The organism is Streptomyces guryensis, assembly GCF_021261325.1.
GTDB classification, from domain to species: Bacteria; Actinomycetota; Actinomycetes; order Streptomycetales; family Streptomycetaceae; genus Streptomyces; species Streptomyces guryensis.
Map to the genome: position 1 here is coordinate 48,052 of NZ_JAJSBI010000021.1, position 24,089 is coordinate 72,140.

General features: G+C 70.8%; 21 protein-coding genes. 7 read left to right on the forward strand and 14 right to left on the reverse strand.

The genetic code is table 11. The features are described 5' to 3' along the window. Positions 1-49: 49 nt before the first annotated feature. The 3 genes from LJ657_RS33255 to LJ657_RS33265 form a co-directional block, all read right to left on the reverse strand. On the reverse strand, positions 50-1,609 hold the full coding sequence (locus LJ657_RS33255) for a carboxylesterase/lipase family protein (protein WP_232652614.1): 1,560 nt from the start codon (positions 1,607-1,609) through the stop codon (positions 50-52). Continuing rightward, entirely contained in the window at positions 1,606-4,071 is a 2,466-nt protein-coding gene (locus LJ657_RS33260; protein ID WP_232652615.1) for a beta-glucosidase, read from the reverse strand. The genes LJ657_RS33255 and LJ657_RS33260 overlap by 4 nt, the downstream gene beginning before the upstream one ends. A 272-nt stretch (positions 4,072-4,343) precedes the next feature. Continuing rightward, the gene (locus LJ657_RS33265) at positions 4,344-6,134 is read right to left on the reverse strand and encodes an RICIN domain-containing protein (protein WP_232652616.1); all 1,791 of its coding nucleotides are present in this window, start codon (positions 6,132-6,134) and stop codon (positions 4,344-4,346) included. Between the two features lie 352 nt (positions 6,135-6,486). On the opposite strand from LJ657_RS33265, the gene galU reads away from it, so the two are divergent. Beyond that, positions 6,487-7,434, forward strand: a complete 948-nt coding sequence (gene galU / locus LJ657_RS33270) for a UTP--glucose-1-phosphate uridylyltransferase GalU (RefSeq protein ID WP_232652617.1) — start codon at positions 6,487-6,489, stop codon at positions 7,432-7,434. A 111-nt stretch (positions 7,435-7,545) separates the two neighbouring features. On the opposite strand, the gene LJ657_RS33275 is transcribed toward galU, so the two are convergent. The 4 genes from LJ657_RS33275 to tuf all read right to left on the reverse strand — a co-directional run bounded on the left by LJ657_RS33275 (position 7,546) and on the right by tuf (position 11,217). Further along, positions 7,546-7,998, reverse strand: coding sequence for a DUF4442 domain-containing protein (locus tag LJ657_RS33275; RefSeq protein WP_232652618.1), 453 nt, complete (start codon positions 7,996-7,998; stop codon positions 7,546-7,548). Between the two features lie 135 nt (positions 7,999-8,133). Continuing rightward, on the reverse strand, positions 8,134-8,979 hold the full coding sequence (locus LJ657_RS33280; RefSeq protein WP_232652619.1) for a spermidine synthase: 846 nt from the start codon (positions 8,977-8,979) through the stop codon (positions 8,134-8,136). Between the two features lie 101 nt (positions 8,980-9,080). Further along, positions 9,081-9,920 carry a patatin-like phospholipase family protein gene (locus tag LJ657_RS33285; protein WP_232652714.1) on the reverse strand — a complete coding sequence of 280 codons (840 nt, stop codon included), beginning with the start codon at positions 9,918-9,920 and terminating at the stop codon, positions 9,081-9,083. Between the two features lie 127 nt (positions 9,921-10,047). Beyond that, positions 10,048-11,217 carry an elongation factor Tu gene (gene tuf, locus LJ657_RS33290; protein WP_232652620.1) on the reverse strand — a complete coding sequence of 390 codons (1,170 nt, stop codon included), beginning with the start codon at positions 11,215-11,217 and terminating at the stop codon, positions 10,048-10,050. Positions 11,218-11,411: 194 nt separating this feature from the next. On the opposite strand from tuf, the gene LJ657_RS33295 reads away from it, so the two are divergent. Then, entirely contained in the window at positions 11,412-11,885 is a 474-nt protein-coding gene (locus LJ657_RS33295) for a DUF3592 domain-containing protein (protein WP_232652722.1), read from the forward strand. A 5-nt stretch (positions 11,886-11,890) separates the two neighbouring features. On the opposite strand, the gene LJ657_RS33300 is transcribed toward LJ657_RS33295, so the two are convergent. Beyond that, on the reverse strand, positions 11,891-12,613 hold the full coding sequence (locus LJ657_RS33300) for a DNA alkylation repair protein (protein ID WP_232652621.1): 723 nt from the start codon (positions 12,611-12,613) through the stop codon (positions 11,891-11,893). A 49-nt stretch (positions 12,614-12,662) separates the two neighbouring features. On the opposite strand from LJ657_RS33300, the gene LJ657_RS33305 reads away from it, so the two are divergent. After that, on the forward strand, positions 12,663-13,433 hold the full coding sequence (locus LJ657_RS33305; protein ID WP_232652622.1) for a TVP38/TMEM64 family protein: 771 nt from the start codon (positions 12,663-12,665) through the stop codon (positions 13,431-13,433). Positions 13,434-13,440: 7 nt separating this feature from the next. Here LJ657_RS33305 and LJ657_RS33310 read toward each other — a convergent pair whose 3' ends face one another. After that, a complete protein-coding gene (locus tag LJ657_RS33310) occupies positions 13,441-14,610 on the reverse strand; it encodes a thiolase family protein (RefSeq protein ID WP_232652623.1) in 1,170 nt (389 codons plus the stop codon). Positions 14,611-14,718: 108 nt separating this feature from the next. Between LJ657_RS33310 and LJ657_RS33315 the strand changes: the two genes are divergently transcribed. Together LJ657_RS33315 and LJ657_RS33320 are read left to right on the forward strand one after the other, a co-directional pair. Next, positions 14,719-15,189 carry a winged helix-turn-helix transcriptional regulator gene (locus LJ657_RS33315; RefSeq protein WP_232652624.1) on the forward strand — a complete coding sequence of 157 codons (471 nt, stop codon included), beginning with the start codon at positions 14,719-14,721 and terminating at the stop codon, positions 15,187-15,189. Positions 15,190-15,374: 185 nt separating this feature from the next. Beyond that, positions 15,375-15,962: a DUF4328 domain-containing protein gene (locus tag LJ657_RS33320; RefSeq protein WP_232652625.1), complete on the forward strand. Its 588-nt coding sequence runs from the start codon at positions 15,375-15,377 to the stop codon at positions 15,960-15,962. 26 nt (positions 15,963-15,988) lie between these two features. On the opposite strand, the gene LJ657_RS33325 is transcribed toward LJ657_RS33320, so the two are convergent. The 3 genes from LJ657_RS33325 to LJ657_RS33335 are packed head-to-tail and all read right to left on the reverse strand — an operon-like array spanning position 15,989 to position 18,812. After that, on the reverse strand, positions 15,989-16,708 hold the full coding sequence (locus tag LJ657_RS33325; RefSeq protein ID WP_232652626.1) for a cupin domain-containing protein: 720 nt from the start codon (positions 16,706-16,708) through the stop codon (positions 15,989-15,991). Then, a complete protein-coding gene (locus LJ657_RS33330; RefSeq protein ID WP_232652627.1) occupies positions 16,702-17,628 on the reverse strand; it encodes a DUF6807 domain-containing protein in 927 nt (308 codons plus the stop codon). The genes LJ657_RS33325 and LJ657_RS33330 overlap by 7 nt, the downstream gene beginning before the upstream one ends. Continuing rightward, positions 17,625-18,812: a Gfo/Idh/MocA family protein gene (locus tag LJ657_RS33335; protein ID WP_232652628.1), complete on the reverse strand. Its 1,188-nt coding sequence runs from the start codon at positions 18,810-18,812 to the stop codon at positions 17,625-17,627. Before LJ657_RS33335 ends, LJ657_RS33330 begins: the two co-directional genes overlap by 4 nt. 263 nt (positions 18,813-19,075) lie before the next feature. Here LJ657_RS33335 and LJ657_RS33340 point away from each other — a divergent pair, with 263 nt between their 5' ends. Beyond that, the gene (locus LJ657_RS33340; RefSeq protein ID WP_232652629.1) at positions 19,076-19,951 is read left to right on the forward strand and encodes an undecaprenyl-diphosphate phosphatase; all 876 of its coding nucleotides are present in this window, start codon (positions 19,076-19,078) and stop codon (positions 19,949-19,951) included. A gap of 413 nt (positions 19,952-20,364) precedes the next feature. Further along, positions 20,365-20,538: a hypothetical protein gene (locus LJ657_RS33345; RefSeq protein ID WP_232652723.1), complete on the forward strand. Its 174-nt coding sequence runs from the start codon at positions 20,365-20,367 to the stop codon at positions 20,536-20,538. A gap of 114 nt (positions 20,539-20,652) precedes the next feature. On the opposite strand, the gene LJ657_RS33350 is transcribed toward LJ657_RS33345, so the two are convergent. Together LJ657_RS33350 and LJ657_RS33355 are read right to left on the reverse strand one after the other, a co-directional pair. Continuing rightward, positions 20,653-22,110: an IS1380 family transposase gene (locus LJ657_RS33350; RefSeq protein ID WP_232652630.1), complete on the reverse strand. Its 1,458-nt coding sequence runs from the start codon at positions 22,108-22,110 to the stop codon at positions 20,653-20,655. A gap of 276 nt (positions 22,111-22,386) precedes the next feature. After that, on the reverse strand, positions 22,387-24,036 hold the full coding sequence (locus tag LJ657_RS33355) for a PucR family transcriptional regulator (RefSeq protein ID WP_232652631.1): 1,650 nt from the start codon (positions 24,034-24,036) through the stop codon (positions 22,387-22,389). Between the last annotated feature and the right edge of the window lie 53 nt (positions 24,037-24,089).

Here is a 24,089-nt window from a genome sequence, read left to right on the forward strand (position 1 = left end):
TGTTCCCGGCGTGCGCCGCACGGGGGCGCACGCCGGGAAGCCTACCGGGTCAGCCTGCCGAGGCGCCGTCCCACAGATCGCACCGGTGCTCCTGGTGGACCGAGGTGCTCAGGGTGTTCCCGCCCTTGGACGCGGTCTTCAGGGAGAGGACCACGTCCGGGCCGGCGGGCATCGCCGGCTGCCCCGCCGCACGCGGCACACCGTCCCGTACGAAGGATCCCCAGTACCGGACCATCTGGCGCGACAGCGCTCTCTGCTCGGCGTTCAGCGGGCTCTCCAGTCCGAAGTGCTTGAAGAGGTACTGGACCTCGTTGACGTGCGTCGCGCCGAAGTCGAAGTCGGTGTGCAGATTGCGCAGGGAGGCGAAGGGCGGGGAGGTGCGGTCGGCGAACTCGTACGAGTAGACCGGGCCGCGGGCGGCGAGCAGACCGTCGAGCCGCAGGGCCGAGCAGCTGAACAGCGTGTCGCCGAGTGCGGTGGCGTAGGCGATGGTCGGTGTCGGGAAGGCCGACAGCGGATAGCGCTGCAGCGCCTGCTCGTCGAAGTCGTTCCGCATGACCACCGGATACCGCTCGGCTGTGAGGGGCGTGCCGTTGAGATCGAAGGCGGAGAAGGCGAACAGCCGGCCCTCGTCCTTGTTCGAGCCGTTGATCACCGGCACCCGGGACGCGGTCCCGGTCGCGATGGCCTGTTCGGGCTGCACCGGCAGGAAGGCGCCGCCGGTCACCGGGCCCCAGTCGAAGTCGCCCTGGGCCTCCAGGATCTCGCGGGCGGACTTGCCCCGCAGACAGGCCACGGTGGTGCAGCCGAGCTTCTTGGCGAAGTCCGCCCCCTGGGTCACCGCCTCCTGGTGCGTTCGCGCACCGCAGTCACCATAGGCCCCGCTCTCGATGATGCCGGCGCGGAACAGGCCCCTGGCCGTCGGCGAGGCCAGCTGGGTGCAGACCGAGCGGCCGCCGGCCGACTCGCCCGCGATGGTGACGCGGCCCGGATCGCCGCCGAAGCGGCCGATATTGGCGCGCACCCAGCGCAGCGCGGCCTGCTGGTCGAGCATGCCGAAGTTGCCGGACACCCCGTCGTGCGTCTCGCCGTCCAGAGCGGACGTGGCGAGGAAACCCATCGCGCCGAGCCGGTAGTTGACGGTCACGACGACCGTTCCGGTCTGTCGTGCGAAGGTGTCCGGGACGACGTCCTGACCGGCGCCGGCGGTCAGTCCGCCGCCGTGGAACCAGACCAGGACGGACCGTCGGGCGGAGCCTTCGGGGACGTACACATTGAGGTCGAGACAGTCCTCGGTGTACGAGGGGTGCTCGTAACCGGGGTCCCAACTCGACGTCTGCACACACTTGTTGCCGAAGCCCTTTGCGGAACGCACTCCTTGCCAGGGCTGTACGGCGTGCGGCTCGCGCCAGCGGAGTTTCCCGACCGGCGGCTCGGCGTACGGGATGCCGAGGAACTGCCGCCCTTCGGCGTTGGTTTCGCCGCGCACGAGACCCGCTTCGGTGCGGACGACCGGGTCGCCGCCCGCCGCTGCGGCCTGCGCCGCCGGGAGCGGTGTGACGAGGGCTGCCGCGAGGGCCGTCAGGCCGATGGCGATGCGTCGTATCACGTGCCCACCTCCACGTTCGTTCGCAGCCGGAGATCACGCGAGGACGCACCGACCCATACCGTGCGGCGGCCGGTGCCAAGTACCCAATCGTGATGCTTCGGGTCCCATGAGGACAATGTGCGTGCGGTGACTTCCACGCTGACCCGGCGCCGCTCCCCCGGTCGCAGGGTCAGCCGCCGGTACCCGCCCAACAGCCGTACCGCCTGGTCGAGTCGGAGGTCCGGCGAGGGCCCGACGTACACCTGCGGCACGGCGACACCGTCGCGCCGGCCGGTGTTGCGGACGGTGAAGGACACCTCGATGCCGGCTCGTGTCCGGCGGGCTCGCAGGTCCTCGTACGAGAAGGAGGTGTACGACAGTCCGTGCCCGAAGGGGAACAGCGGCCGCACTCCTTCGGCGTCGTACCAGCGGTAGCCGGCGTGGATGCCTTCGGAGTACTCCTCGGTGCCGTCCACACCCGGGTAGCGGCGCGGGTCACCGGCGACGGGGTGGTGGTCGTCGTCGACCGGGAAGGACTGGGTGAGGCGGCCGCCGGGGTCGCACTCGCCGAAAAGCACGGCGGCGGTGGCGGCCGCGCCCTCCTGGCCCGGGTAGTACATCTGGAGCACGGCGCCGGTGCGCCGCAGCCAGGGCATCGAGGTCGAGGACGAGGTGTTCAGGACGACCGTGGTGCGCGGGTTGGCCGCGGTGACGGCCTCGATCAGCTGCTGCTGGTGGCCGGGCAGCGCGATGGTGGTGCGGTCCTGGCCCTCGGTGGCGTCCTCGTAGGCGAACAGGACGACGTCGCGGGCGGTGCGCGCGGCTTCGACGGCCTCGGCGACGTCCTGTGCGCGGGTCGCGCCGGTGCTGCGCCGCAGCCGGAACAGCAGACCGTCGGCTCCTCCCTGCGCGGTGATCTTCAGCGTGTGGGCGCCCTTGGCGAGGGTGAGGGTCCTGCGGCGTACGGACAGGCCGTCGGGGGCGGCCGAGACGAGGCCGCCCGTGAAGAACTCGCCGTATCCGGAGGCCTGCGGGAACAGTTCGGTGCCGTCGAGGAGGACCTTGGGGCGGGCCGTGGGCGCGGACGAGAAGTGCAGGACGAAGGTCCACTCGTCGGCCTCCGGGACGGTGAGCGTCCCGTCGTACGTCCAGACCTTGCCGGCGTCGACGCCCTGCCCCTCGCTGTCGAAGGCGGGGCTCAGCGCGGACGCCGGGACCGCCTTGCCGAACAGGTCCTCGCCGAGGGAGTAAGTGACCTTCCCCGCACGGGACTTGATGGCGTCCAGTGGGCTGTCGGCGTGATCCGGGACGACGTGCGCGCTGCCGCCGCCGCTGACGAAGGGCAGGGTGCCGGTCGGGCCGATCACCGCGACGGTGCCGCCGGGGGCCAGGGGGAGGGTGCGGTGCTCGTTGCGCAGGAGGGTGGCGCCGGCCTTGGCGACCTCCAGGGCTACCGCGGCGCCCGCGTGTGCGTCGCGGTCCGGGCGCGGCGGCGCGCTGCCGTCGAGGAGGCCGAAGCGGTCCATGACGGTGAGGATGCGGCGGACGGAACGGTCGACATACCGCTCGGGCACACTGCCGTTCTGCACGGCCGACTTGAGCGCCGTACCGAAGTGGCTGCCGTCGGGCATCTCCATGTCGAGGCCGGCGGTGATGGCCGCGACGGTGCTGTGCGCGGCGAACCAGTCGGTCATCACCCAGCCGTCGAAGCCCCACCGGTCGCGCAGGATGTCCGTGAGCAGGGTCCTGTTCTCGCAGGAGAACGTGCCGTTGACCTTGTTGTAGGCGCCCATCACCGCGCCGACGCCGGCGCCTACGGCCGCCTCGAAGCCGCGCAGTTCGGTCTCGTGCATGGTCTGCTCGTCGATCCGTACGTCGATCGACATACGGTCCTTCTCCTGGTTGTTCATCGCGAAGTGCTTGACGGTGGCGATGAGGCCCTCTCCCTGGATGCCCCTGATCTCGGCGGCGACCATGCCGGAGGCGAGCAGCGGGTCCTCGCTGAAGGTCTCGAAGTTGCGGCCCGCGTACGGGGTGCGGATGAGGTTGACCATCGGGGAGAGCAGGACGTCCTGGCCGAGGGCCCGGCCCTCGCGTCCGATGACCTGTCCGTAGCGGCGGGCCAGGTCCGGGTCGAAGGCGGCGGCCAGCAGGACGGGGGCGGGCAGGGCGGTGGCGTGCCGGGTGACGCGGACGCCGGCGGGGCCGTCGGCGAGGCGGAGCCGGGGGATGCCGAGGCGGTCGACCGCGGGGATGTAGCCCGCCTGGCCGAGCGACTTCGTGTCGGTGGCGCCGTGCAGGAGGGAGATCTTCTCGTCGAGGGTGAGCTTGCCGATCAGGCCTTCTACCCGGGAGCCGGCCCCCGCCTCGGGTCTGTCCAGTGCGTGCGCGGGGGACGTGAGACCGCTGGTGGCCGCCGTGGCGACGGCGATCGCGCCGCCCAGCAGACGCAGTGCGGATCTCCGGGAGACAGTGTCGGTCATGGGCCGTCACTCCTTCGGTGTGCGGGCACGACGGTGTGAACCGCGGGTGCACCCGGCGGCCCGGTCTGCGTTCGGCATCTGAACGCAGTGTGCTTCAGGACCGACCTGACACCCCGTAGGGCACCGTGGGCGCGGCGGGAAAACTATGACCGTAAGTGACTCGTGTCAATGAAGCGAACAAGACACACTCCGAGTGCCGACAAGAAGCGAAGGTGGGGCCACCCCGGCGGGGTGACCCCAGATGAGTTGTACGTCCCTGTTATGCGCGTTGCTCAGTGCAGGAGGGCCCCGAGCTTCGTGGCCATGCCCGCCACGGAGGTGACCGAGCCCAGCGTGTCGGCGGGAAGGGAGCGCACCCGGTCGAGGGGCGCCGGCGCCCCGGGAGGCCCGTTTTCGCTGTGGACCTGGGCGAACCGCTCCTCGTACTGCCCGTCCTGGGGCTCGCCCGCGGGCTGCCGCTCCGGGGTCCGGGATCCGGGCGGCTGCGGCGCGCCGCTGGGAGAGCCCTGGCCCGCCGGGTGACCGCTGCCCTGCGATCCGGCCTTCTTCTCCGTACGGCCGGTGCCTTCGAGCCCGGCTTCAAGGATCCACCGCTGCCCGGCGGATCCGTCCCGTGCGGTGACGACGACGTCCGCCCGCTTGCCCGGCGCGACGAGCACTCCCTTGCCGCCACGCAGCAGGAGCTCTCCGCGGACCGTGAGGTCGTAGCGCACCTCGCCCGCGTGCACCACGCAGTCGGCCAGGAACACCGAACTGTCGTGGGCGTCGGAGTCGAGGCACAGAGTGGGGTCGGCGCCGCTGCGCAGCAGACCGTCGTCCTGGTACGACCACTGCTGTGCCGCGGCGGCAGAGCAGGCCGCCAGCACGGCCGCGGCACCGGACCTGGCCCTGCCGCCCTCGATGTCGAGGCAGAGTCCGGCCTTGGGGTTGAGGAGTCTGCCGCGTCCGATCACGAGGGGCTGTTCCACGGAGGCGGGCGAGGGGGAACCGGCCGACGAGGTGTGGTCCGCGGGGGGCGACGGGCGCAGGGTGCTGCTGCTGGGCGCTCCCCAGGTGGCGCCGGAGTCGCGGACAGCGTTGTCGTCGGACCAGCCCTTGCTGACGAGAACCGTGGCGAGCAGGGCGAGCGTCGTCAGGCCGACGCCCACGACGACGGCCTTGGTGTGCCTGCGCGGCGCGGCGGGCCGGTGCCGTCCGCCGCCGGGGCGTGCGCTGTCGCGCCCGGGCGTGAACGCCAGGTCTCCGCCGCGCCTGGGGCGGGAGTCGAGGTAGCGCCGGGCGCCCCAGCCGAGCACGGTCTCGGCGAGCAGGATCTCCAGTCCGCCCTCGAAGTGACTGAGCTGTTCGGCGGCGTGACGGCAGTACCTGCACCCCATCAGGTGCTGCTGGACATCCGGGAGCAGGGCACCGCCGCGGCGTATGGGGACGTCGAGGAGGCGGTTGTAGAAGCGGCATTCCTTGCCGGGTGCGAGTTCCCGGTGGGCGCGCACACAGCCCACCCGGAATTGCTCGCGCGCCTGCTCCAGTGCGGCCGACGCGGTGGGCGCATCCACTCCCAACAGACCAGCCGGTACGGTTATGGGTTCGGCCTCGACCTCCGAGTGCCACAGCAGGCATTGCGAGGCTCCCGGAAGGGCCCGGAATGCCCGCTCGGCGATTTGCCGCCTTTCGGGCGTCGCGGACCGTGCGGCACGCAGTCCACGGCCGCCGGTCGGTTTGCGGAGTTCCGGCAGGAGAGCTGAAATACCGTCATCCGCGGCCCACTCCTTGACGGTGTCCCGTACGGCCATGAGGAGTTGCGGCCGCAGGGCGCCGCCGCCCGGCCGGCCGAGCACCCGGTAAAACGCGGCGGCCGCGGCCATGGATGCCGGACCCTCTCCGGTGGCAAGGCATATGACTGCGTAGTCGTACGTCGCGCGCCAGTGCCGGGCCAGCAGCAACGCGCCCGCATGGGCGCCGGCGGCACCCGGGCCCAGCTGTGCGACGAGATTGCGGTCGGACTCGGCGGGCCCCGATCCGGGACGCGGCGGGTACGGCGGTCGTGGGGGGTAGGGGGATTGCACTGAACCATTTCCTTCCAAGCCTCAGGACGGTAGGCGGATTTCGCGTCCATCGGAAAGCAGGTGTCTGTTTGGTGCATACCTATGCCGGGTCGGGATCTGGGACCGCTATAGGGCCGCTCACTTTCGCACAATTGACACACAGGAAACAAGGAGTTCGAGTGACGAAAGTTCAAAACGCAGGAACTTCAGATAAGTTACCGGCGGTATCCGCACCCGCATTCGAAACAACCGTAGGGGGCATGGCGAGTTGTGTGTACCGCAGGACGGCTGGTACACGAAATCTCCACTGACTGCCGGACCCACAGCGAGCTCCCAAGCTTCTCTCTGCGAGCTCTCATCCGCCTGCGCCAGCATGAACCGCATGAGCATCCCCCACACCACTTCCGCCCGTGCGGTCACCAAGGCCGTGGTCCCCGCCGCCGGTCTCGGTACCCGTTTCCTGCCCGCGACGAAGGCGACCCCGAAGGAGATGCTGCCGGTCGTCGACAAGCCGGCCATCCAGTACGTCGTCGAGGAGGCCGCCGCGGCCGGACTCGACGACGTACTCATGGTCACCGGACGCCACAAGCGCGCCATCGAGGACCACTTCGACAACGCCTTCGAACTGGAACAGGCCCTCGCCGCCAAGGGCGACGCGGTACGCCTGGACGCCGTGCGCGACCCCGCCCGCCTGGCCAACATCCACCACATCCGCCAGGGCGAGCCCCTCGGCCTCGGCCACGCAGTGCTGTGCGCCCGCCGCCACGTCGGCGACCAGCCCTTCGCCGTCCTCCTCGGCGACGATCTGATCGACCCCCGCGAGACCCTCCTCAGCCGCATGCTCGACGTCCGCGACCAGCACGCGGGCAGTGTCATCGCCCTCATGGAGGTCCCGCCGGAGCAGATCCACCTCTACGGTTGCGCCGCGGTCGAGGCGACCGGCGAGGACGGGTTGGTCCGCGTCACCGGCCTGGTCGAGAAGCCGTCCCGCCAGGACGCACCCAGCAGCTATGCGGTCATCGGCCGCTACGTCCTCGACCCTGCCGTCTTCGACACCCTGGAGCGCACCCCGCCCGGCCGCGGCGGCGAGATCCAGCTCACCGACACCCTGCAGGAACTGGCCGCGGGCGGCACCGTGCACGGCGTCGTCTTCGACGGTCTGCGCTACGACACCGGGGACAAGGCCGACTACCTTCGCACGGTGGTCCGCCTCGCCTGCGACCGCGACGACCTCGGCCCCGAATTCACCGCCTGGCTCAAGGAGTTCGTCGCCGGGCTGGAAGAGGGGGCCGGCGCCGGACGCCGCCCACTGGCGGCCTGATCCTGCGCTCGCCCTGGGGCTGTGACATCAGCGGCCTGGCCGCGGGCCCCCGAACCGAACGCACACCGGGCCCGGGGCGACATAGCCCCGGGCCCAGTGTGCAAGCGCCGCTCAGCCGTTGGGGCGCAGGGTCCACACGACGGTCATCTCGCCGGTGACGGCACCGTCGGCGCGCCGGATCTCGATCGACACCGGGAACTCGGGCCGCTCCCCGGCGTCCAGCTCCGCGACGACATCGGCAACCGGGCGGCCGAGGGTCGCGGTGGCGGTGACGGCTCCCATCGCCAGCTTCCTGTACGCGATCTCGGCCCTCACGGCGAGCGGCACGGCCCGCGCCAGCTGCTCCCCGAAGGCAGCCAGCACGATGGTCCCGCTCGCGGTCTCGCCCAGCGTGAACATCGCCCCGGCGTGCGGCCCGCCGACATGGTTGTGGTACTCGCCCTGGTCCGGAAGGGCCACCACGGCCCTGTCCGGCGTGGTCTCCAGGAACTGGAGGTTCAGGGTCCGGGCCATCGGCACCGTCGCGGCGAGCATCTCGCCGATCGACATCTGTTCTGCGCTCATGAGCAACATGTTACCCACGAGTAGACTTCGCTGGCCAGAGGGGTGTTTCGGCGGCGCCGGGCGGGCCGGACTCACACGACCTGCGGGGAGGGCATGAGGCCGACGGCGGAGCGGCCGTCGAGTGCCCGGGACGATTCAGCCGATCCCGAACGCCCCGTCGGGGGGCTCGGGGGACGGTACGGCGTCCTCGTCCCGCACCGGTCGCGCGCCGGCGATGAAGGCATCGATTCCGGGCCCGTACTCGACCCGCGCCGGGAAGGCGTCGGCTGCCGTGAGCCGGGCGAGGGCGGCCGTGTCGAGGGGGTGGTGTGCGGCGACGAGCACGGCGTTGCCGAAGCGGCGTCCGCGCAGGACGGCCGGTTCGGCGATCAGGGCCAGCTCCTCGAACTCCGTGGCAAAGGTGGCGAGTTGGGAGCGGAGGAAGGCGAAGGGCGCGGCGTCGGCGAGGTTCGCCAGGTAGACGCCCCCGTCGCGCAGCACCCGTGCGGCCTCGCGGGCGTAGGCGACGGAGGTGAGGTGTGCCGGGACGCGGGAGCCGCCGAAGACGTCGGCGATGAGCACATCCGCCGAGTCCGAGGGGGCCGCTTCCAGCCAGGTGCGGGCGTCGGCCGTGTGCAGGGCGATGGCCGAGCCGTCCGGGAGCGGCAGGTGCTCCACGACCAGTTCCAGCAGAGCGCGGTCCGCCTCGACGACGTCCTGTCGTGAGCCGGGCCGCGTCGCGGCCAGGTACCGGGGCAGGGTGAGCGCGCCCCCGCCGAGGTGGAGCACGTCCAGCGGACTGCCCGGTTCCGCGACGGTGTCCAGGACGTGCCCGAGCCGCCGCGCGTACTCGAACTCCAGGTGCACCGGCTCGTCCAGGTCGACGTACGACTGCGGCGCCCCGTCGACCGTCAGCAGCCAGGCCCGCTTCCGGTCGACGTCGGGCATCAGCTTGGCGGTGCCGTGATCAACGTCTCGGGTCACGGGTATCGGCTCGTCCACGGGTCCATTGTGCCGGGAGGGGGAGGCGCAGGCGTGCGATCGGGAGCCCACCGGTTCAGCCGCCCCATGCCTCATGGTTCAGCGGCTCCACGCCCCGTGGTTCAGCCGCCCCAGACGTCCGACACCCGCCCCACGTGCGCCCTCGCCTGTTCGCGACCCGCCCGAGCCGAAGCCGCCCGGACCGCAGGGTCCAATGCGTTGCGTCCGATCGCCTCCTTCGCCGCCGGCGAGGGTGTCACGACCGCGACCCGGGCGCCCTGCTCGGCGAGTCGTCTCCCCTGGTCGGCCGCCGAGGCGAGGGGGCCGCCGCCCGAGGCGATGGGGGCCAGGACGACGACGCGTTCGTATCCGCTCGCGAGGTGGGCGTTGGCCGGTGAGTGCACGCCGCCGTCCGTCCAGCGGCGGCCCTCGATGGGCCAGGCCGGCCATACGCCCGGCACCGCGCAGCTCGCGGCGACGGCGTCCACCAGGGGCACGCCGCTGTCCTTGTCGAAGACGCGCAGTGTCCCGGTGGCCGTGTCGACGGCGGTGATCCGGAGCGGGCCGTCCGGCCACTGCGGTGAGACGAGCCGGCTTTCGACCGCCGCCCGCCGCGCCGCTTCGGTGGGTGTCCTGGCGGTCAGTGCCCACCGGCCGACCTTGCGGCCGTACGCCTCCGGAGTGCGTGAGGTGAGGGCCGCCCAGACGAAGCGGGCGATCACGCCCGGGCCCAGGTGCGCGGGTATCTCGCCCTCGGGCTCGGCCAGTTGGCGCTCGTACAGCTCCTGTGGTGCGCGCAACGCCAGCAGCTGGGCCGCCACCGCCGAGCCCGCCGACGTACCGAACACGACATCGGCGTCCCCGAGATCCACGCCCGACTCGGACAGCCCGTACACCATCCCGGCCAGCCATCCGATGCCGCCGACGCCCCCGCCGCCGAGTACCAACGCCCTGCCCGCCATGCTCTCCCCCGCCTCTCCACGACCCACGACTCCGTGTGCGATCAAGTCTTGCGCACGCCACTGACAATCGGGCCCGGACGGCCCGATGCGCGGCGCCCGCCCCCGGGGAAGCGGGCGCCGCACAGGCTCAGCCGACCGACGTCACCGTGCCCGCGCCGACCGTGCGGCCACCCTCGCGGATCGCGAAGCCGAGCCCCGGCTCCAGCGGCACGTCACGGCCGAGTTCGACCGTCATGGTCACGGTCTCGCCGGGCCGGGCGACGGTCGTCTCGCCGAGGTCGACGTCACCGACCACGTCCGCGGTGCGGATGTAGAACTGCGGCCGGTAGCCGGTCGACACCGGCGTCGTACGCCCGCCCTCGCGCGTCGACAGGACGTACACGCGCGCGGAGAAGCGGCGGCTCGGCGCGACGCTGCCGGGCGCCGCCACGACGTGCCCGCGGCGGACGGCGTCCCGTGGGACGCCGCGCAGCAGGAGCGCCACGTTGTCGCCGGCCTGCGCCTCCTCCATGGGCCTGCCGAAGGTCTCCAGGCCGGTGACGACGCTCTCCAGCCCGGCGCCGAGCACTTCGACCCGGTCGCCGACACGGACGACACCGCGCTCGACCGCGCCCGTCACCACCGTCCCCCGGCCGGTGATGGTGAGGACGTTCTCGACGGGCATCAGGAACGGCGCGTCCAAGTACCGCTCGGGCATGGGCACATACGTGTCCACGGCGTCGAGCAGCGCCTCGATGGACGCCGACCACCGCGGGTCGCCCTCCAGGGCCTTCAGCCCCGAGACCCGTACGACGGGCACGGCGTCGCCGCCGTAGCCCTGCGCGGAGAGCAGTTCGCGGACCTCCAGCTCGACGAGGTCGGTGAGCTCCTCGTCGCCCGCGTCGGCCTTGTTGAGGGCGACGACGATGTGGTCGACGCCCACCTGCCGGGCGAGCAGGACGTGTTCGGCGGTCTGCGGCATGATCCCGTCGAGCGCGGAGACGACGAGGATCGCCCCGTCGAGCTGCGCGGCGCCGGTGACCATGTTCTTGACGTAGTCGGCGTGGCCCGGCATGTCCACGTGCGCGTAGTGGCGGGTGTCGGTCTCGTACTCGACGTGCGCGATGTTGATGGTGATGCCGCGGGCGGCCTCCTCCGGGGCGCGGTCGATGCGGTCGAACGGCACGAAGGTGCCGGTGCCGCGCTCCGCCAGCACCTTGGTGATGGCGGCGGTCAGGGTGGTCTTGCCGTGGTCGACGTGGCCCATGGTGCCGATGTTGAGATGCGGTTTGGTGCGCACGTATGCCGTCTTGGGCATGGCGATACCTCGAAGCCTCTTCGTAGGAGAGATGGGGACCCCAAGGACTCGCCGACCCTCCCCCTGCGGGGTCCGCCGGACGATCCGGAGAGGGTCAGCTTCGGGCGCCGTCGACTGCGGCGACAAAAGTGGGAACGGCAGCCTTCGGGGCATCCGCGACCGCGGATGCTGCGAGGTGGAAGGCGTACCGGAACATGCCATCGATCATTGCCGATGCCCTGCCCGGCGTCGAATGGTTTTCCCCGGTGCGCTATAGATGCCGCATGGTGTGGTTGTTGGTGACGGCAGGGCTGCTCGTGGCGTCGCTCGTGACGATGGTGCGCGAGCTGCGACAGGGCATGACTCTGCGGCAGATTCGTCCGACGGCGCTCGAACTGTCGGCAGAGATCGTCGACAACAGGGCCACCGGCAGTGGCAAGCCCGGCGCGTACTTTCTCACCCCGGTCGTGCGCTACTACATCGACGGCAGGCGCTACGAGGCCGGGATCGCCAACGCGAGCTTCGGGCGCCCCGCCGAGATCGGCTCCTCGATGACCGTCCTGGTCTCCCCGGACAGCCCCTACAGCCCGATGGATCCCTACGGCGGCCTGGGCGCGACACTGCGCGGAGCCATCGTCACGGCCGTACTGTGCACGCTGCTCCTCGCCTGGCAGCTCGCCCTGCTGTGACCCCGCTAGGCGCCGATGTTCTTCAGCGCCTCCCGGACCGACAGCGGCGCGAACCGCCCGCGCTCCCGCGCCAGGAAGGCCCGTACGGCCTCCGGGTCGGTCTTGGCGTACTCGCGCAGGCACCAGCCGATCGCCTTGCGGATGAAGAAGTCGGGGTGTCCGGACTGGCGCAGACAGTAGGTGAAGAGCCGTTCGGTGTCGGTGCGTTCCTTGTAGCGCAGCTGGTGCAGCAGTGCCGTGCGGGCGATCCACAGGTCGTCGTCGACGATCCATGCGTCCATGTCCGCCGTGAGCCTGGGGTCGGCCGCGACCAGCGCACCCACGACATGCGCGGCGAGCGCGTCGACGGTGTCCCACCACGGGACGGTGGCGACGAGGTGCCGGGCCAGGGGCAGGAAACCGGAGGAGCACACGCGCGCGTGGCGGCGCAGATAGTCGACGGCGAAGTAGTGGTACTCGCGTTCGGGCAACTGCCAGCAGCGCAGGGCGATCGCCGTGCAGTCGTCCTCGACGGGGCGCGGCAGACCCTCGACGACGGTACGGGACAGGGTCCGGCGCACGGGCGTGGCGAGGCCCAGGAAGGGGGCCACGTCCTTCATGTAGGCCCGCATGGACACGGCGCGCTCCGGGTCGGCCGCGGCGGCGTACGTGGCGGTGAGTCGCGCCAGCACGGCGTCGGCGAGTGTGCTGAACGGCACATGCGGGGTGACCTCACCTGTGACGCTCATGGGACGAACCATACGGCGATCACACACATTTGTCGGTTAGTGTCACCGGATGCTCGATGCCACCACCCGCTCTGGGGGCACCGCCACGGCCTCTCCCCGGGCCGCCGCCACGGAGCTCGCCGTCGCCGTACCTGTACCACCGCCGAGCCTCGGCGCGCGCTGCACGCGCGTGCTGCTCTCGCCGTGGTCGCGGCTGTCCCTGCTCGTCGTGCTGCTCGCGGCTGCCGCGGGTGCCGTGCTGCTCTTCCAGCCGCAGCGGATGCTCGCGCACGGCTGGCCGCCGCAGCTGGGCGGGGCCGCGGCGGCCGTGGCGTTCGCGGGGGCCTACGGGCTGTGCACCGTGGCGTTCGTGCCACGCCCGCTGCTGAACCTCGGGGCGGGCGCGCTCTTCGGCTCCCAGCTCGGCACCGGAACGGCCCTGGCGGGCACGGTGCTCGGCGCCGGGCTCGCCTTCGGCCTCGGCCGGGTGCTCGGGCAGGACGCGCTGCGCCCCCTGTTGCGGGGCCGGCTGCTGAAGGCGGCGGACGGGCAGCTCAGCCGGCACGGATTCCGGTCGATGATGGCGGCCCGGCTCTTCCCGGGGGTGCCGTTCTGGGCTGCGAACTACTGCGCCGCCGTCTCCCGCATGGGCTGGGTGCCCTTCGTGCTCGCCACAGCGCTCGGCTCGGTGCCGAACACCGCCGCGTACGCCGTCGCCGGGGCCCGCGCCTCCGCGCCGACGTCCCCCGCCTTCCTGATCGCCATGGCCTGCATCGCCGTACCGGCTCTGGTGGCCGCAGTGGTGGCCTGGCGCAAGCGGCACCAGCTGCGCGGACGCTGACGACCGGCTACACGTCTTCCAGGATCATCGCGTTGGCCAGCCCGCCCGCCTCGCACATCGTCTGCAGGGCGTAGCGCGCGCCACGCGCGCGCATGGCGTGCACGAGGGTGGTCGTCAGACGGGTGCCGCTGGCCCCGAGCGGGTGGCCCAGGGCGATCGCGCCGCCGTGCACGTTGACCTTGGCGAGGTCGGCGCCGGTCTCCTGCTGCCAGGCGAGGACGACGCTGGAGAACGCCTCGTTGACCTCGAACAGGTCGATGTCGTCGAGGGTCAGGCCGGCCCTGCGCAGCACCTTTTCGGTCGCCGGTATGACGCCCGTGAGCATCAGCAACGGGTCGGAGCCGGTGACGGCGAAGCTGTGCAGCCGGGCGAGCGGACGCAGTCCGAGGCGGGCCGCGGTCTCGCTGGAGGTGATCAGAACGGCGGAGGCGCCGTCGTTGATCGGGCTGGCGTTGCCCGCCGTGACGTTCCACTCGATCTGCGGGAAGCGTTCGGCGAAGGCCGGGTCGTGGTAGGCGGGTCGGAGGCCGGCGAGGACTTCGGTGGTGCTGCCCGGCCGGACGCACTCGTCGCGCGTGACGCCCTCCAGGGGTGCGACCTCGGCGTCGAAGAGCCCCTGGCTCCAGGCCTCGGCGGCCTTGTGGTGCGAGGAGACCGCGAAGGCGTCCATCTGGTCGCGGGTGATCGACCACTTGGCGGCGATGAGCTCGGCACTCACGCCCTGCGGGACCAGGCCCTCCGGGTAGCGCTCGGCGACGCCGGGGCCGAAGGGGTCCTTGCCGGGCGGCACGTTCGACCACATCGGCACCCGGCTCATCGACTCGACGCCACAGGCGACGACGAGGTCGTAGGCGCCCGAGATGACGCCCTGCGCGGCGAAGTGCACGGCCTGCTGGGAGGAGCCGCACTGGCGGTCCACGGTGGTCGCCGGAACGGTCTCCGGGAAACCCGCCGACAGCACGGCGTAGCGGGTGGTGTTCATGGCCTGCTCGCCGACCTGGTCGACGGTGCCGCCGATGACGTCGTCGATGAGGGCAGGGTCGACGCCGGAGCGGTCGACGAGGGTGCGCAGGGTGTGGGCGAGGAGCTCCACGGGGTGGACGTGCGCGAGGGAGCCGCCCGGCTTGCCCTTGCCGATCGGGGTGCGTACGGCTTCGACGATGACTGCGTCACGCATGTGCATGCCTCCACGGCGAATCGAACGGGAACTACTGGTTAGTAGGAAATCCAAACTCACCATAGCTTCGAAGGTTGGAAAAACAAACCCTCCTCTAGACTGGGCGCCATGGCCGCCACCAAAGATCCGCGCCCCTGCTCGATCGCCGACACGCTCGCAGTGGTGGGCGAGAAGTACTCCCTGCTCGTCGTACGCGAGGTGTGCCTCGGCAACGGGCGGTTCGACCAGCTGGTGCGCAACATCGCCGCCCCGCGCGACGTCCTGGCCGCCCGTCTGCGCCGCCTCGTGGACGCCGGGATCCTGACGAAGCGCGCCTACAGTGAGCGGCCGCAGCGCTTCGAGTACCGGCCCACCCAGGCGGGGCTCGAGTTGGAGCCGGTCCTGATGACCCTCAAGGAGTGGGGCGACCGCCACCTCCGCAACGGAGTCGACCTCCCCATGGCGGTCGAGCACATCTGCGGCAACGAACTCGTCCCGGTCGTCACCTGCCAGGCCTGCGGCGATCCCTTGCACCACGAGGACCTCACCGCCCACCCGCAGGCCGAGGGGTGGACGGCGAAGGGGCCGTCGGCGGCCTGACCCGGAGAAACCGGGATCAGCAGGTGCCCTCTGCCCCACGGCTGCCGATCTTGCGGCGAACCCGGCTCGCGAGAGCTCTATGATCCGAGGCGCCCATTCCCTCCGCTGCGCCGCCACAGTGCGGGCCGCCCGCGAGAAGTAGGTCTCCCACTGTGAACGGCCCAGCCGACACCGATAGCCCTGTCATGAACGCACCATGGCTCCTCGCCCGCTTCGCGCAGGTCGCGATCGCCGCGGCAGCCGTCGCGGACGTCTTCCGGGCACTGGCCCTCAGAGCTCATGAGCTGCACCCCACGAACGCGTCGCTGAACGAGTTCGGCTTCAGATCGATGGTGTTCGTGAACCTCATGACCGCGGCGGCCGTGGTCTTCCTGGTGTGGTTCAGCCGCTGCCGGCGAAACGCACGGGTCCTTTCTCCGGGGACTGCCTCGCAACCCGGAATGTGGGCCGTCGTGGCCTGGCTGATCCCGGTGGTCAACCTGTGGGTTCCGCGCTGGCTCGTCCTGGAGGTCCACCGCGCGAGCGGCCCCGGCACGGCGGAGAAAGGCCGCGACGAGGTTCTGGTGAACGTCTGGTGGGCGGCCTGGGCCGGGCACACCGTGATCGCCATGGCATCCCAGTTCGAGGGCGGGACCTCGATGCCCCTCCTGGCGGTGACGGAGGCGCTCAACCTGGCCGCGGCCGTCCTCGCGATGTTCGTGATCCAGCGCATCACGGCACTGCAGGGTGCTGCACTGCGTGCCACATCACCCACGCCTGTTGCAGCGCCGTGAGGCCCCGAGGCGGCAGGGCCTAGGGCCTAGTCGGCCCGGTACACGTCCAACCGCCCGCACATCCCGAACTTCCCGTACGCCGAGGGCAGTTCGGCCCTGACGACGGCCTCCGCGAGATGGCCGACGTCGCCCCTTTCCAGACGGTCGAGCTGCTCCCCCGTGGCCGCGGCGGCCGCCTCCGCGCCCCGGCGCCAACGCTCGCGCCACTCGGTGAGCCGAGGGCGTACCAGTGCCGCGGCGGCGCGGTGGAAGGCGGCCAGCGCCTCGGGGCCGTCCGCGTCGCGCAGCGCCCGGTAGCCCTCCAGGGCGAGGTCCCGGCGGGTGCGGGCGAACCGCTCCTGCTCCTCCACCGGCACACCCGTCGGAATCCTGGTCGCGGCGGTGTACGTCTCCGGGTCGGCCAGGTACCGCGGCGGCAGCGTCAGGACCGCGTCACCCGCCTCCGGCAGGCCGCTGTTCTGCATCAGCACCGCGATACGCAGGTCGTCCTCGTTGACCAGGCGGTGGATGGTGCCCGGCGTGAACCAGGCGACCGTTCCGGGTACGAGGGGCGTGACCTCGTACCCGGACGTCGTGAGGGTCTGCACCGCACCCCGGCCGCCGGTGACGACATACGCCTCCGAACAGGTCAGATGCATATGGGGAGTTCCGCCGCAGACACCGTCGACGGCCGGCCAGTCGTAGACGGACAGGTGCGAGACAGCGACCGAGCCCGGCAGTCCCGTGAACTCCCCTGTGCTCACCACGGATGCGCCTCCAGGTACTTGGTGATCTCCTCGCGCTCCCACGAGCCGTCGGCCACCACGATCCGGTAGCGGCGGGTGAGGGTGTCGCCGGGGGCGAGTTCCAGCTCGTCGTAGAAGGCCCAGGACGGGGCGACAGCGGCGAACGGCTCGTTGCGTACGAACCAGTGGGCGGGGTGGGCGCCCCGCTCGCCCAGGTGGTCGTTCTCGGGGGCGTGCGCGAAGACGAGGGTCGCGTGGCCGTCGCTGCCGTCGTGCTCACCGCAGAAGGCGAGCCAGGGCGACTGCTCGCCCATCAGGCCCGGGCCGTCGGCGTCGGGGCCGATGATCCGGCCGTCGCGGAAGGCGCGCGGGCCGCGCCAGAACAGGCCGGTGTAGCCGGCCATCTCGCGTCCCGCGGTGGTCGGGCTGCCGAAACGCAGCGGCTCGTCGCGGCGGTTGGTGACGGCGCTGGTCCAGGTCAGCGCCCAGGAGCCGGATGCCGGGTCGACGTCGTGGATCTCGATACGGCGCTCCTCGTCCGCCCACAGCTCTCCGCTGTACGGGTGCCAGGTCAGCCGTTCCGCGATCACTACGCGGTCGTCGTGCGCCGCGACCTCGTCGAAGGCCACGTGCGCCATCGAGCCGACGCGTTCGGGGAGTTCGAGGTAGCCCTCGCCGTGCACGTAGGAGTTGCCGCCCCACAGGTTGGCGCCCGACAGGTGCGAGGCCGTCAGCTGCAGGCCCTTGTGCCAGCGGTGGTCGTTGGGCCGGTAGTCGGTGACGACGTCGCCCGCCAGGGTGCGCAGCGGGTGGACGTACGGCTTCGGGGACTCCCAGGCCGCCTCCTGGGCGTAGACGTAGCTCAACAGCTCGACGCCACCGGCCGGTTCGGTGATCGTGATGCGGTCGCCCTGGGCGTGCACGACACTCGGCCCGGTCATGCGGACACCTCCTGGGCCGCGACGGGAGCGACGGGTGCCCAGCCCGGCGCTCCGCCGTGCATCGCCGTATGGAACGGGTCGCCGGGGCCGATCTCGCCGGCCCGGACCGTGGTGTCCGTGAACGCCGCCTTGTAGATCGCGGCGATCAACTCCAGACTGGTGCGCCCGTCGGCGCCGCTGCTGCGCGGGCGCTCCCCCGCGCGCATGCTCGCCACCAGCTCCCGCAACTGCTCCAGGTGCGAGCTGGGCACGTCCGCGCCGAAGTCCTGCCAGGCGGCGGCCTCGTCGCCGGCCACGCCGGGGGCCGGGGTGATGCGCCAGTTCTCGTTGGAGTGGCCGTAGAGGTGGGTGAGTTCCACGGTGGCGCGCTCGCAGTCGATGCGGATGCGGCTGACCTCGTCGGGGCTCAGGACGCTGTTGACGATCGTCGCCATGGCGCCGCTCTCGAACCGGACCAGGGCGGTGGAGACGTCCTCGGTCTCCACGTCGTGCACCAGCCGCCCGGCCATGGCGCGCACCTCGCTCCACGGGCCGAGCAGATCCAGCAGGAGGTCCATCTGGTGGATGCCGTGGCCCATGGCGGGGCCGCCGCCCTCGGTCGCCCAGCGGCCGCGCCAGGGCACGGCGTAGTAGACGGTGTCGCGGTACCAGGTGGTCTGGCAGTGCGCGACAAGGGGCCTGCCCATGGCCTGCTCGGCGAGCAGCCGCCGGACGTGCTGCGAGCCGGAACCGAAGCGGTGCTGGAAGACGATTGACGCGTACGGGCCGCCGTCCTTGCCCTCCTCCGCCTCCACCGCGTCGTAGTCGGCGAGGGTCGGCACCGGCGGCTTCTCACACCACACCCACGCCCCGGCGCGCAGGGCGGCGATGGTCTGCTCGCGGTGCAGCGTCGGCGGGGTGCAGATGCTCACCAGGTCGGGGCGCTGCTCACGGAGCATCTGCTCCAGGTCGGTGTACGCGTGGGGGATCCCGGTCTCCCGGCAGAACTCCTCGACCGCGGTGGCATCGATGTCGACGGCGGCGACGATCTCCGTCTCGCCCTCCTCGGCGAGCCTGGCCAGCGCGGGCAGGTGCGAGCCGCGCCCGATGGCGCCGGTGCCGATCAGGGCGGCCCGGATGCGCCGGCCGGACAGGAGGGCGGAGGGCGGCTGGGACGTCCCGGGATGGGTCTCGGACGTGGACATGGACCTGATCAGCACTCCTCCGGGAACGACGAGCTACGAGGAGGAGCAGCGTCAGCAAGCGCTTTCTCCTCCCAGAAACGTAAGCTCCACCCCCAGGCCTGGTCAACCACCCGAAACCCAAGGCCGCGGGCCGCCCCCGAAACCCCTGTGCCGGGGCCGTCGGCACCGGAGGTTAGGCTGCCCTGCACACCTGTGATCACGACGCCCGCCGGCGTGACATCCCGTCGCGCCTGCCACGATCAGCACCTGGACGCCGTACATCCATGTCTTGGTTTGAATCCCTCATCCTCGGACTCGTCCAGGGGCTGACCGAGTTCCTCCCCGTCTCCTCCAGCGCGCATCTGCGGCTGACGGCCGCCTTCTCGGGCTGGAAGGACCCCGGCGCGGCCTTCACTGCGATCACACAGATCGGCACGGAGGCCGCCGTGCTGATCTACTTCCGCAGGGACATCGGGCGGATCATCTCGGCCTGGGCGCGCTCGCTGGCGAACAAGGAGATGCGCCGGGACCACGACGCGCAGACGGGCTGGCTGGTGATCGTCGGCTCGATTCCGATCGGTGTGCTCGGGCTACTGTTCAAGGACCAGATCGAGGGGCCGTTCCGCGATCTGCGGATCACCGCGACGATGCTGATCGTCATCGGTGTGGTCATCGGCCTCGCCGACCGGCTCGCGGCGCGCGACGAGACGGGCGGCCGGCACCGGGCGCCCAAACAGCGCAAGACGCTGGAGAACCTTGGCGTGAAGGACGGCCTCGTCTACGGCCTGTGCCAGTCGGCAGCCCTCATCCCCGGCGTCTCCCGCTCCGGCGCCACCATCAGCGGCGGCCTGTTCATGGGCTACAAGCGCGAGGCCGCGGCCCGCTACTCCTTCCTCCTGGCCATTCCCGCGGTGCTGGCCTCCGGTCTGTTCGAGACCAAGGACGCGCTGGAGAGCGGCCATGTCGCCTGGGGTCCGACGCTGTTCGCTACGGTGATCGCCTTCGCGTCCGGGTACGCCGTCATCGCCTGGTTCATGAAGTTCATCTCGACCAGGAGCTTCATGCCCTTCGTCTGGTACCGCATCGCGCTGGGCATCGTCATCATCGCCCTGGTCAGCGCGGGCGTACTGAGCCCGCACGCGGCGGAGTCGGCGGGCTGACCCGGGGCCTGGCGGCCGTCAACACCCCGCCGCAGCGCGGGAGTTGTACGGCCGACAGGCCTGGATCAGCCTGCCGGTCAGGCGGGTCGGCAGTGGCAGCGCTGACTCACAGCCGGGCCGGGTCGGCGGCAGCGCGGCGCAGTCGGCGGAGTAAGCCGCCCGGTCACCCATGCAGCACCATCTAGCATTTCCTAGCGCCTAACTGCATCACCACGCCATGATCATCTCCCACTCGTCTCCCACCTGGGAGGCGGGACGCACCCCCTTAGAAGGTTGATGAAGATCTTGGGTTCTGGCCCTGCCGCGTCAGCGGCAGGGCCAGACTCGTTGTGTGGCGGCGGGTGAGTGGGTCGGCGAGATGGTCGGGCCGGATGTGTGGGGAGACGTGTCGGGATCTGAGCCCGGCAGGGAGTGTGTTCGCGTTCCTGGCCAAGCATCGCGGCGAGCTGTTCCCGGCTGAGACGTTCGCGGACATGTACCCGTCGGCGAACGGGCGGCCGAGCATGCCGCCGCAGATCCTGGCCGCCGCAATCACCTTGCAGGCCCTTAACCTCGCCGTTTCGGTCGAGCTGATGAGCCGTCGTTGATCGTCAACTGTCAGGTGGATGAGGCGTTTTCGCTGCGGGGGCATCGCTGAGTCCCGGCGCGGTGGTCGGGTTCTCCAAGGCCTTTCGGGTTGTGGGCGGGCAGGGGGCTGCTGGTCAGCCGACGGGACGGGGCAGTGCGGCGAGGCGGTGGAAGGCTGTGGCGAGCTCGTGTCTCCAGGGCCAGGTCGCCGATATGCGTAGTCGCAGGCGTCGGCCGCCGCGGGTGAGGCGGGCGGCGACGTGCAGTAGTCGGTAGCGGAGCTTCTTCGGTTCGGCGCTGGCCAGCTCGCCGTCCAGTAACAGGGGATGGGTCCAGGCCAGCAGGTCGATCGCCGCGAGGCTGAGTTCGAGCCAGGCGGCATTGACGTGGAAGTCGCGTGAGGGGAAGCGGCCGAATCCGGTGGTCTTGCCGCACCGGATGTGGTCCTCGACGGTGGCGTGCCCGCGGTGGCGGACTTCCAGGAACTGGGCGGAGCCGCCACCGGAGTAGGGAGTGTCGGTGAGGAACACTTGATGACGTCGGCCCTCGTCCTGGTCGAACAGGGACAGCTGTGCTCCGGGGTGCGGCCGTTCCCGGCGCACGATGACTCGGGTGCCGTTCGGATAGCCGTCCAGGTCGATCATGCCTGTCAACTCGGCGACATCGGCGCCCTCACGCAGCGTTCCGTCCTGGTTCAGGGCGGGATGCCAGAGGCGGTCGGGCATGGCCCCAATGGCGCGGCGGACCGTTCCGGTGATGGCGTATCCGACCGAGAAGCAGGTGCGGATGCCTCGTTTGCGCAGGTCGCGGACATGGGCGAGGAAGGCTTTCGCGGATCCGGCGCTGTCGGTGCGGATAAGGATGTCGGTGCCGTGCCGGTGGGCGTCGGGGATCTGGGCGAGGGCCTGGCCGAGCACAGTGATGTGGTCGGTGGCGGTGTTGGCGCCGGCGTTGCCTGGCCGCAGCCGGCCGGACAGTGCCTCGCCTGTGTTGGCCAGGAAGCACAGCAGCGGGTGGAAGCCGAAGCCGCCTTTGTAGGTGGGTGCAGCCTGTGCTTTCTCGGAGTGGCAGGTGATCAGCGTGGCGTCGAGGTCCAGGACCAGACCGGGCAGCATGCGCCCCGCGGCCCGGACTGCGGGGATGCCCTCACCGTGCTCGGCGGCGTGCAGCCAGGCGACTTCCCGGGCCTGGGCGCGGGCAGAAGCCAGCGAGGCGAGGACCGTCTCGTCGACATCGGAGAGCAGCCGCCAGGCCGTCGGTGTCGAGGCGACAGAGCCGAAGAGGGCTGCCTGGTCCCGCAGTACGGCAAGGTCAGCGATGGCCTGGCCGCCGTCGGCGAGCATCACCGCGAGGTCGGTGCCGATCCGGCCTGGATCATGTCCGGTCCCGCGAGGCCGGAGCGGCCTGAGCGCGGCGGAGTACGCGGCGGTCAGGCCGGTGGCATCAGCGAGATCCGCCAGCAGCCGTGCCCCGGCATGCCCGACCACCCCCGAACCGTCGGCACTGACCTGAACCTTGGGACGCAACCCGACAGCCTGCACGTAGAAAGTGCCCTCCGCCTGGACCGACAGAAATCCCTCAGCAAGGTTCATCGTCCCAGGTCAGGAAGGCCCATCCACCAGGGGCTTCATCCGTCCGTCCCGCCAACTGCTCAGCCGACGCCGGAGGTTGGAAAGGGCTCACTGTCTCCCGGGTAATCAACGGCGAGGCGGCGTCGCCGACGAGGCGCACTCGCAGTGGCCAGGTATCCACATCCGCCCGGCTGATTGGGTCAAAGTACGGATCGGGGCCTCGTGCACGGTGACGTCCCGGTGAGCGCCGACCCTCATCGGCTCCGCCGGTACGGCGATCGCGCTCGCGCCGGCGGGTCAGCCGCTTTCCGCGGACGGTCGTTGCCGAGTGAGCCGGAACTCGAGCATCGCCGCAAAGCGTTCGTCGGGATCATTCAGGTTCAGTTGCGCGATTTCCGCCGCCCGGCGAAGGCGGTATCGGAATGTGTTGGGGTGTACATCCATGGCCGCAGCTGCGTTCAGGGTGTTGCCGAGGTGGTCGAGCCATTGGGCCACGGTTTCCGCCATCGTCGTTCCGTGTTCTCTATCGTGGTGATGCAGTCGGGCGATGGGGCCGTTCAGCAGTCCGCCCTGGTTGTGCAGTTGGTCACCGATCTCCAGCAAGAGTGCGTCGACTTGGACGTCGGCGAACACCGCGACTCGGCCGGCTGGTGCCTGGCGCAGGACACGCAGGGTTCTGTCCGCATCGTGCCTCGAGCGAGCGAGGCCGGCCGGATCGGATGACGAGACCTCGCGGCCGATGCCGATCGCCGCTCCTCCAGGTCTGTCCCGTGTCCGGTCGAGGAAATTGTTCGAAACCCGCTGGGCCATGGCCGTGACGTTTTCTTTTCCTTTCCGGATCGGCGCCGGCACGATCGCGTAACACACGTCGCCGACCAGTGCGGCGACCGCGCCGGGGACCGCGACCGACAGATGAAATGCGAAGGAGTCGGTGATCCGTTCCAAGGTCTGCCGTCGCGTTCGGCCGGCGGCCGCCGTGTCGGTCGAGTTCCCATTCGGAAGGGACAGGCCGAGCACCGTCACGGTCCGGTGCGCGAGTCCAAGACGCTCGATCGCGCCCGACGCCGGAGCGCCACCCGTCAATGCGGTTGCGATGAGGTCCGCGCGGATCTGCCGGTCGATGTCTGTACCGATGCGGTGCCGCAGCAGCTGCAGCGCGACAACTTTCGCCGCATCGACGAGTACTTGCTCCTTCTCGTCGCTCAGGGGCCCGGGGACAGCCGCCCAGATCGAACCGAGTACTTGGTCACCTGCGCGTACGGCAATCGCCACGCGCGGAAGACCCGGCACTCCTTCGATCTGCGGTGTGTCGATGAAGACCGGTTTCTCACCGGCGTAGAGCCGTTTGAAGACGCCCGCTCGTTCCTGCGCGAGGCGGGCGTGCTGAGGGACGACCCGTCCGAGAATCGTCTCGATCCGTGTTTGATCAGCCTCGTTCTGGCGATCGGAGAACGCCAGAATCTGTGAATTGCGATCTTCGATGGTGATCGGCGCATCGAGTAGCGATCCGATCGCGTTCGCCAGGGCGAACGAGTCTTCCGCGGGCATTCCGGCCAGCAGTTCCTCACCGCTCCCACTGCTGGAGAGCAGCGAGCGGAGCAGAACGACCAACTGTGCCCACGTTGCTCCGCCCGCGAGGCCGAGCAGGACCACACCGCTGCGTTCGATGCGAGCACGCAGCTCCGGCTCTAGATCCAGCGGCGCACGTACCACGAGGGCGGGCGCCTGGCGTGTGACCGCACGATCGAGCAAGGCCGGCAGATCTCGGACGTCGGCGGCGGTACACAGAAGCATGGCCCCTGGGCGAACCGGCGCCTGTTCCCGTGGATCGTCGACGACGACGTCGGTGATCAACGTAGTTCCGTCGATGCTCCCCGCAAGAACCTCCAGCAGGGTGCCGGCGAGCTTGCTCACAACGTTGTCGAGCCTGGCTCCAGGGCTGGTCATGATCGTCCCTTCGCTCGCTGCCTGCTGCCCCAACGGTACGTCGTTGGTGAATC

Coding starts and splice junctions, on each gene's coding strand:
- LJ657_RS33340 (WP_232652629.1), top strand. CDS start 19,076: ATGTCTTGGTTTGAATCCCTCATCCTCGGACTCGTCCAGGGGCTGACC.
- LJ657_RS33260 (WP_232652615.1), bottom strand. CDS start 4,071: ATGACCGACACTGTCTCCCGGAGATCCGCACTGCGTCTGCTGGGCGGC.
- LJ657_RS33305 (WP_232652622.1), top strand. CDS start 12,663: ATGCTCGATGCCACCACCCGCTCTGGGGGCACCGCCACGGCCTCTCCC.
- LJ657_RS33335 (WP_232652628.1), bottom strand. CDS start 18,812: ATGTCCACGTCCGAGACCCATCCCGGGACGTCCCAGCCGCCCTCCGCC.
- LJ657_RS33310 (WP_232652623.1), bottom strand. CDS start 14,610: ATGCGTGACGCAGTCATCGTCGAAGCCGTACGCACCCCGATCGGCAAG.
- LJ657_RS33355 (WP_232652631.1), bottom strand. CDS start 24,036: ATGACCAGCCCTGGAGCCAGGCTCGACAACGTTGTGAGCAAGCTCGCC.
- LJ657_RS33285 (WP_232652714.1), bottom strand. CDS start 9,920: ATGGCGGGCAGGGCGTTGGTACTCGGCGGCGGGGGCGTCGGCGGCATC.
- LJ657_RS33295 (WP_232652722.1), top strand. CDS start 11,412: ATGCCATCGATCATTGCCGATGCCCTGCCCGGCGTCGAATGGTTTTCC.
- galU (WP_232652617.1), top strand. CDS start 6,487: ATGAACCGCATGAGCATCCCCCACACCACTTCCGCCCGTGCGGTCACC.
- LJ657_RS33300 (WP_232652621.1), bottom strand. CDS start 12,613: ATGAGCGTCACAGGTGAGGTCACCCCGCATGTGCCGTTCAGCACACTC.
- LJ657_RS33350 (WP_232652630.1), bottom strand. CDS start 22,110: ATGAACCTTGCTGAGGGATTTCTGTCGGTCCAGGCGGAGGGCACTTTC.
- LJ657_RS33330 (WP_232652627.1), bottom strand. CDS start 17,628: ATGACCGGGCCGAGTGTCGTGCACGCCCAGGGCGACCGCATCACGATC.
- LJ657_RS33320 (WP_232652625.1), top strand. CDS start 15,375: ATGAACGCACCATGGCTCCTCGCCCGCTTCGCGCAGGTCGCGATCGCC.
- LJ657_RS33315 (WP_232652624.1), top strand. CDS start 14,719: ATGGCCGCCACCAAAGATCCGCGCCCCTGCTCGATCGCCGACACGCTC.
- tuf (WP_232652620.1), bottom strand. CDS start 11,217: ATGCCCAAGACGGCATACGTGCGCACCAAACCGCATCTCAACATCGGC.
- LJ657_RS33275 (WP_232652618.1), bottom strand. CDS start 7,998: ATGAGCGCAGAACAGATGTCGATCGGCGAGATGCTCGCCGCGACGGTG.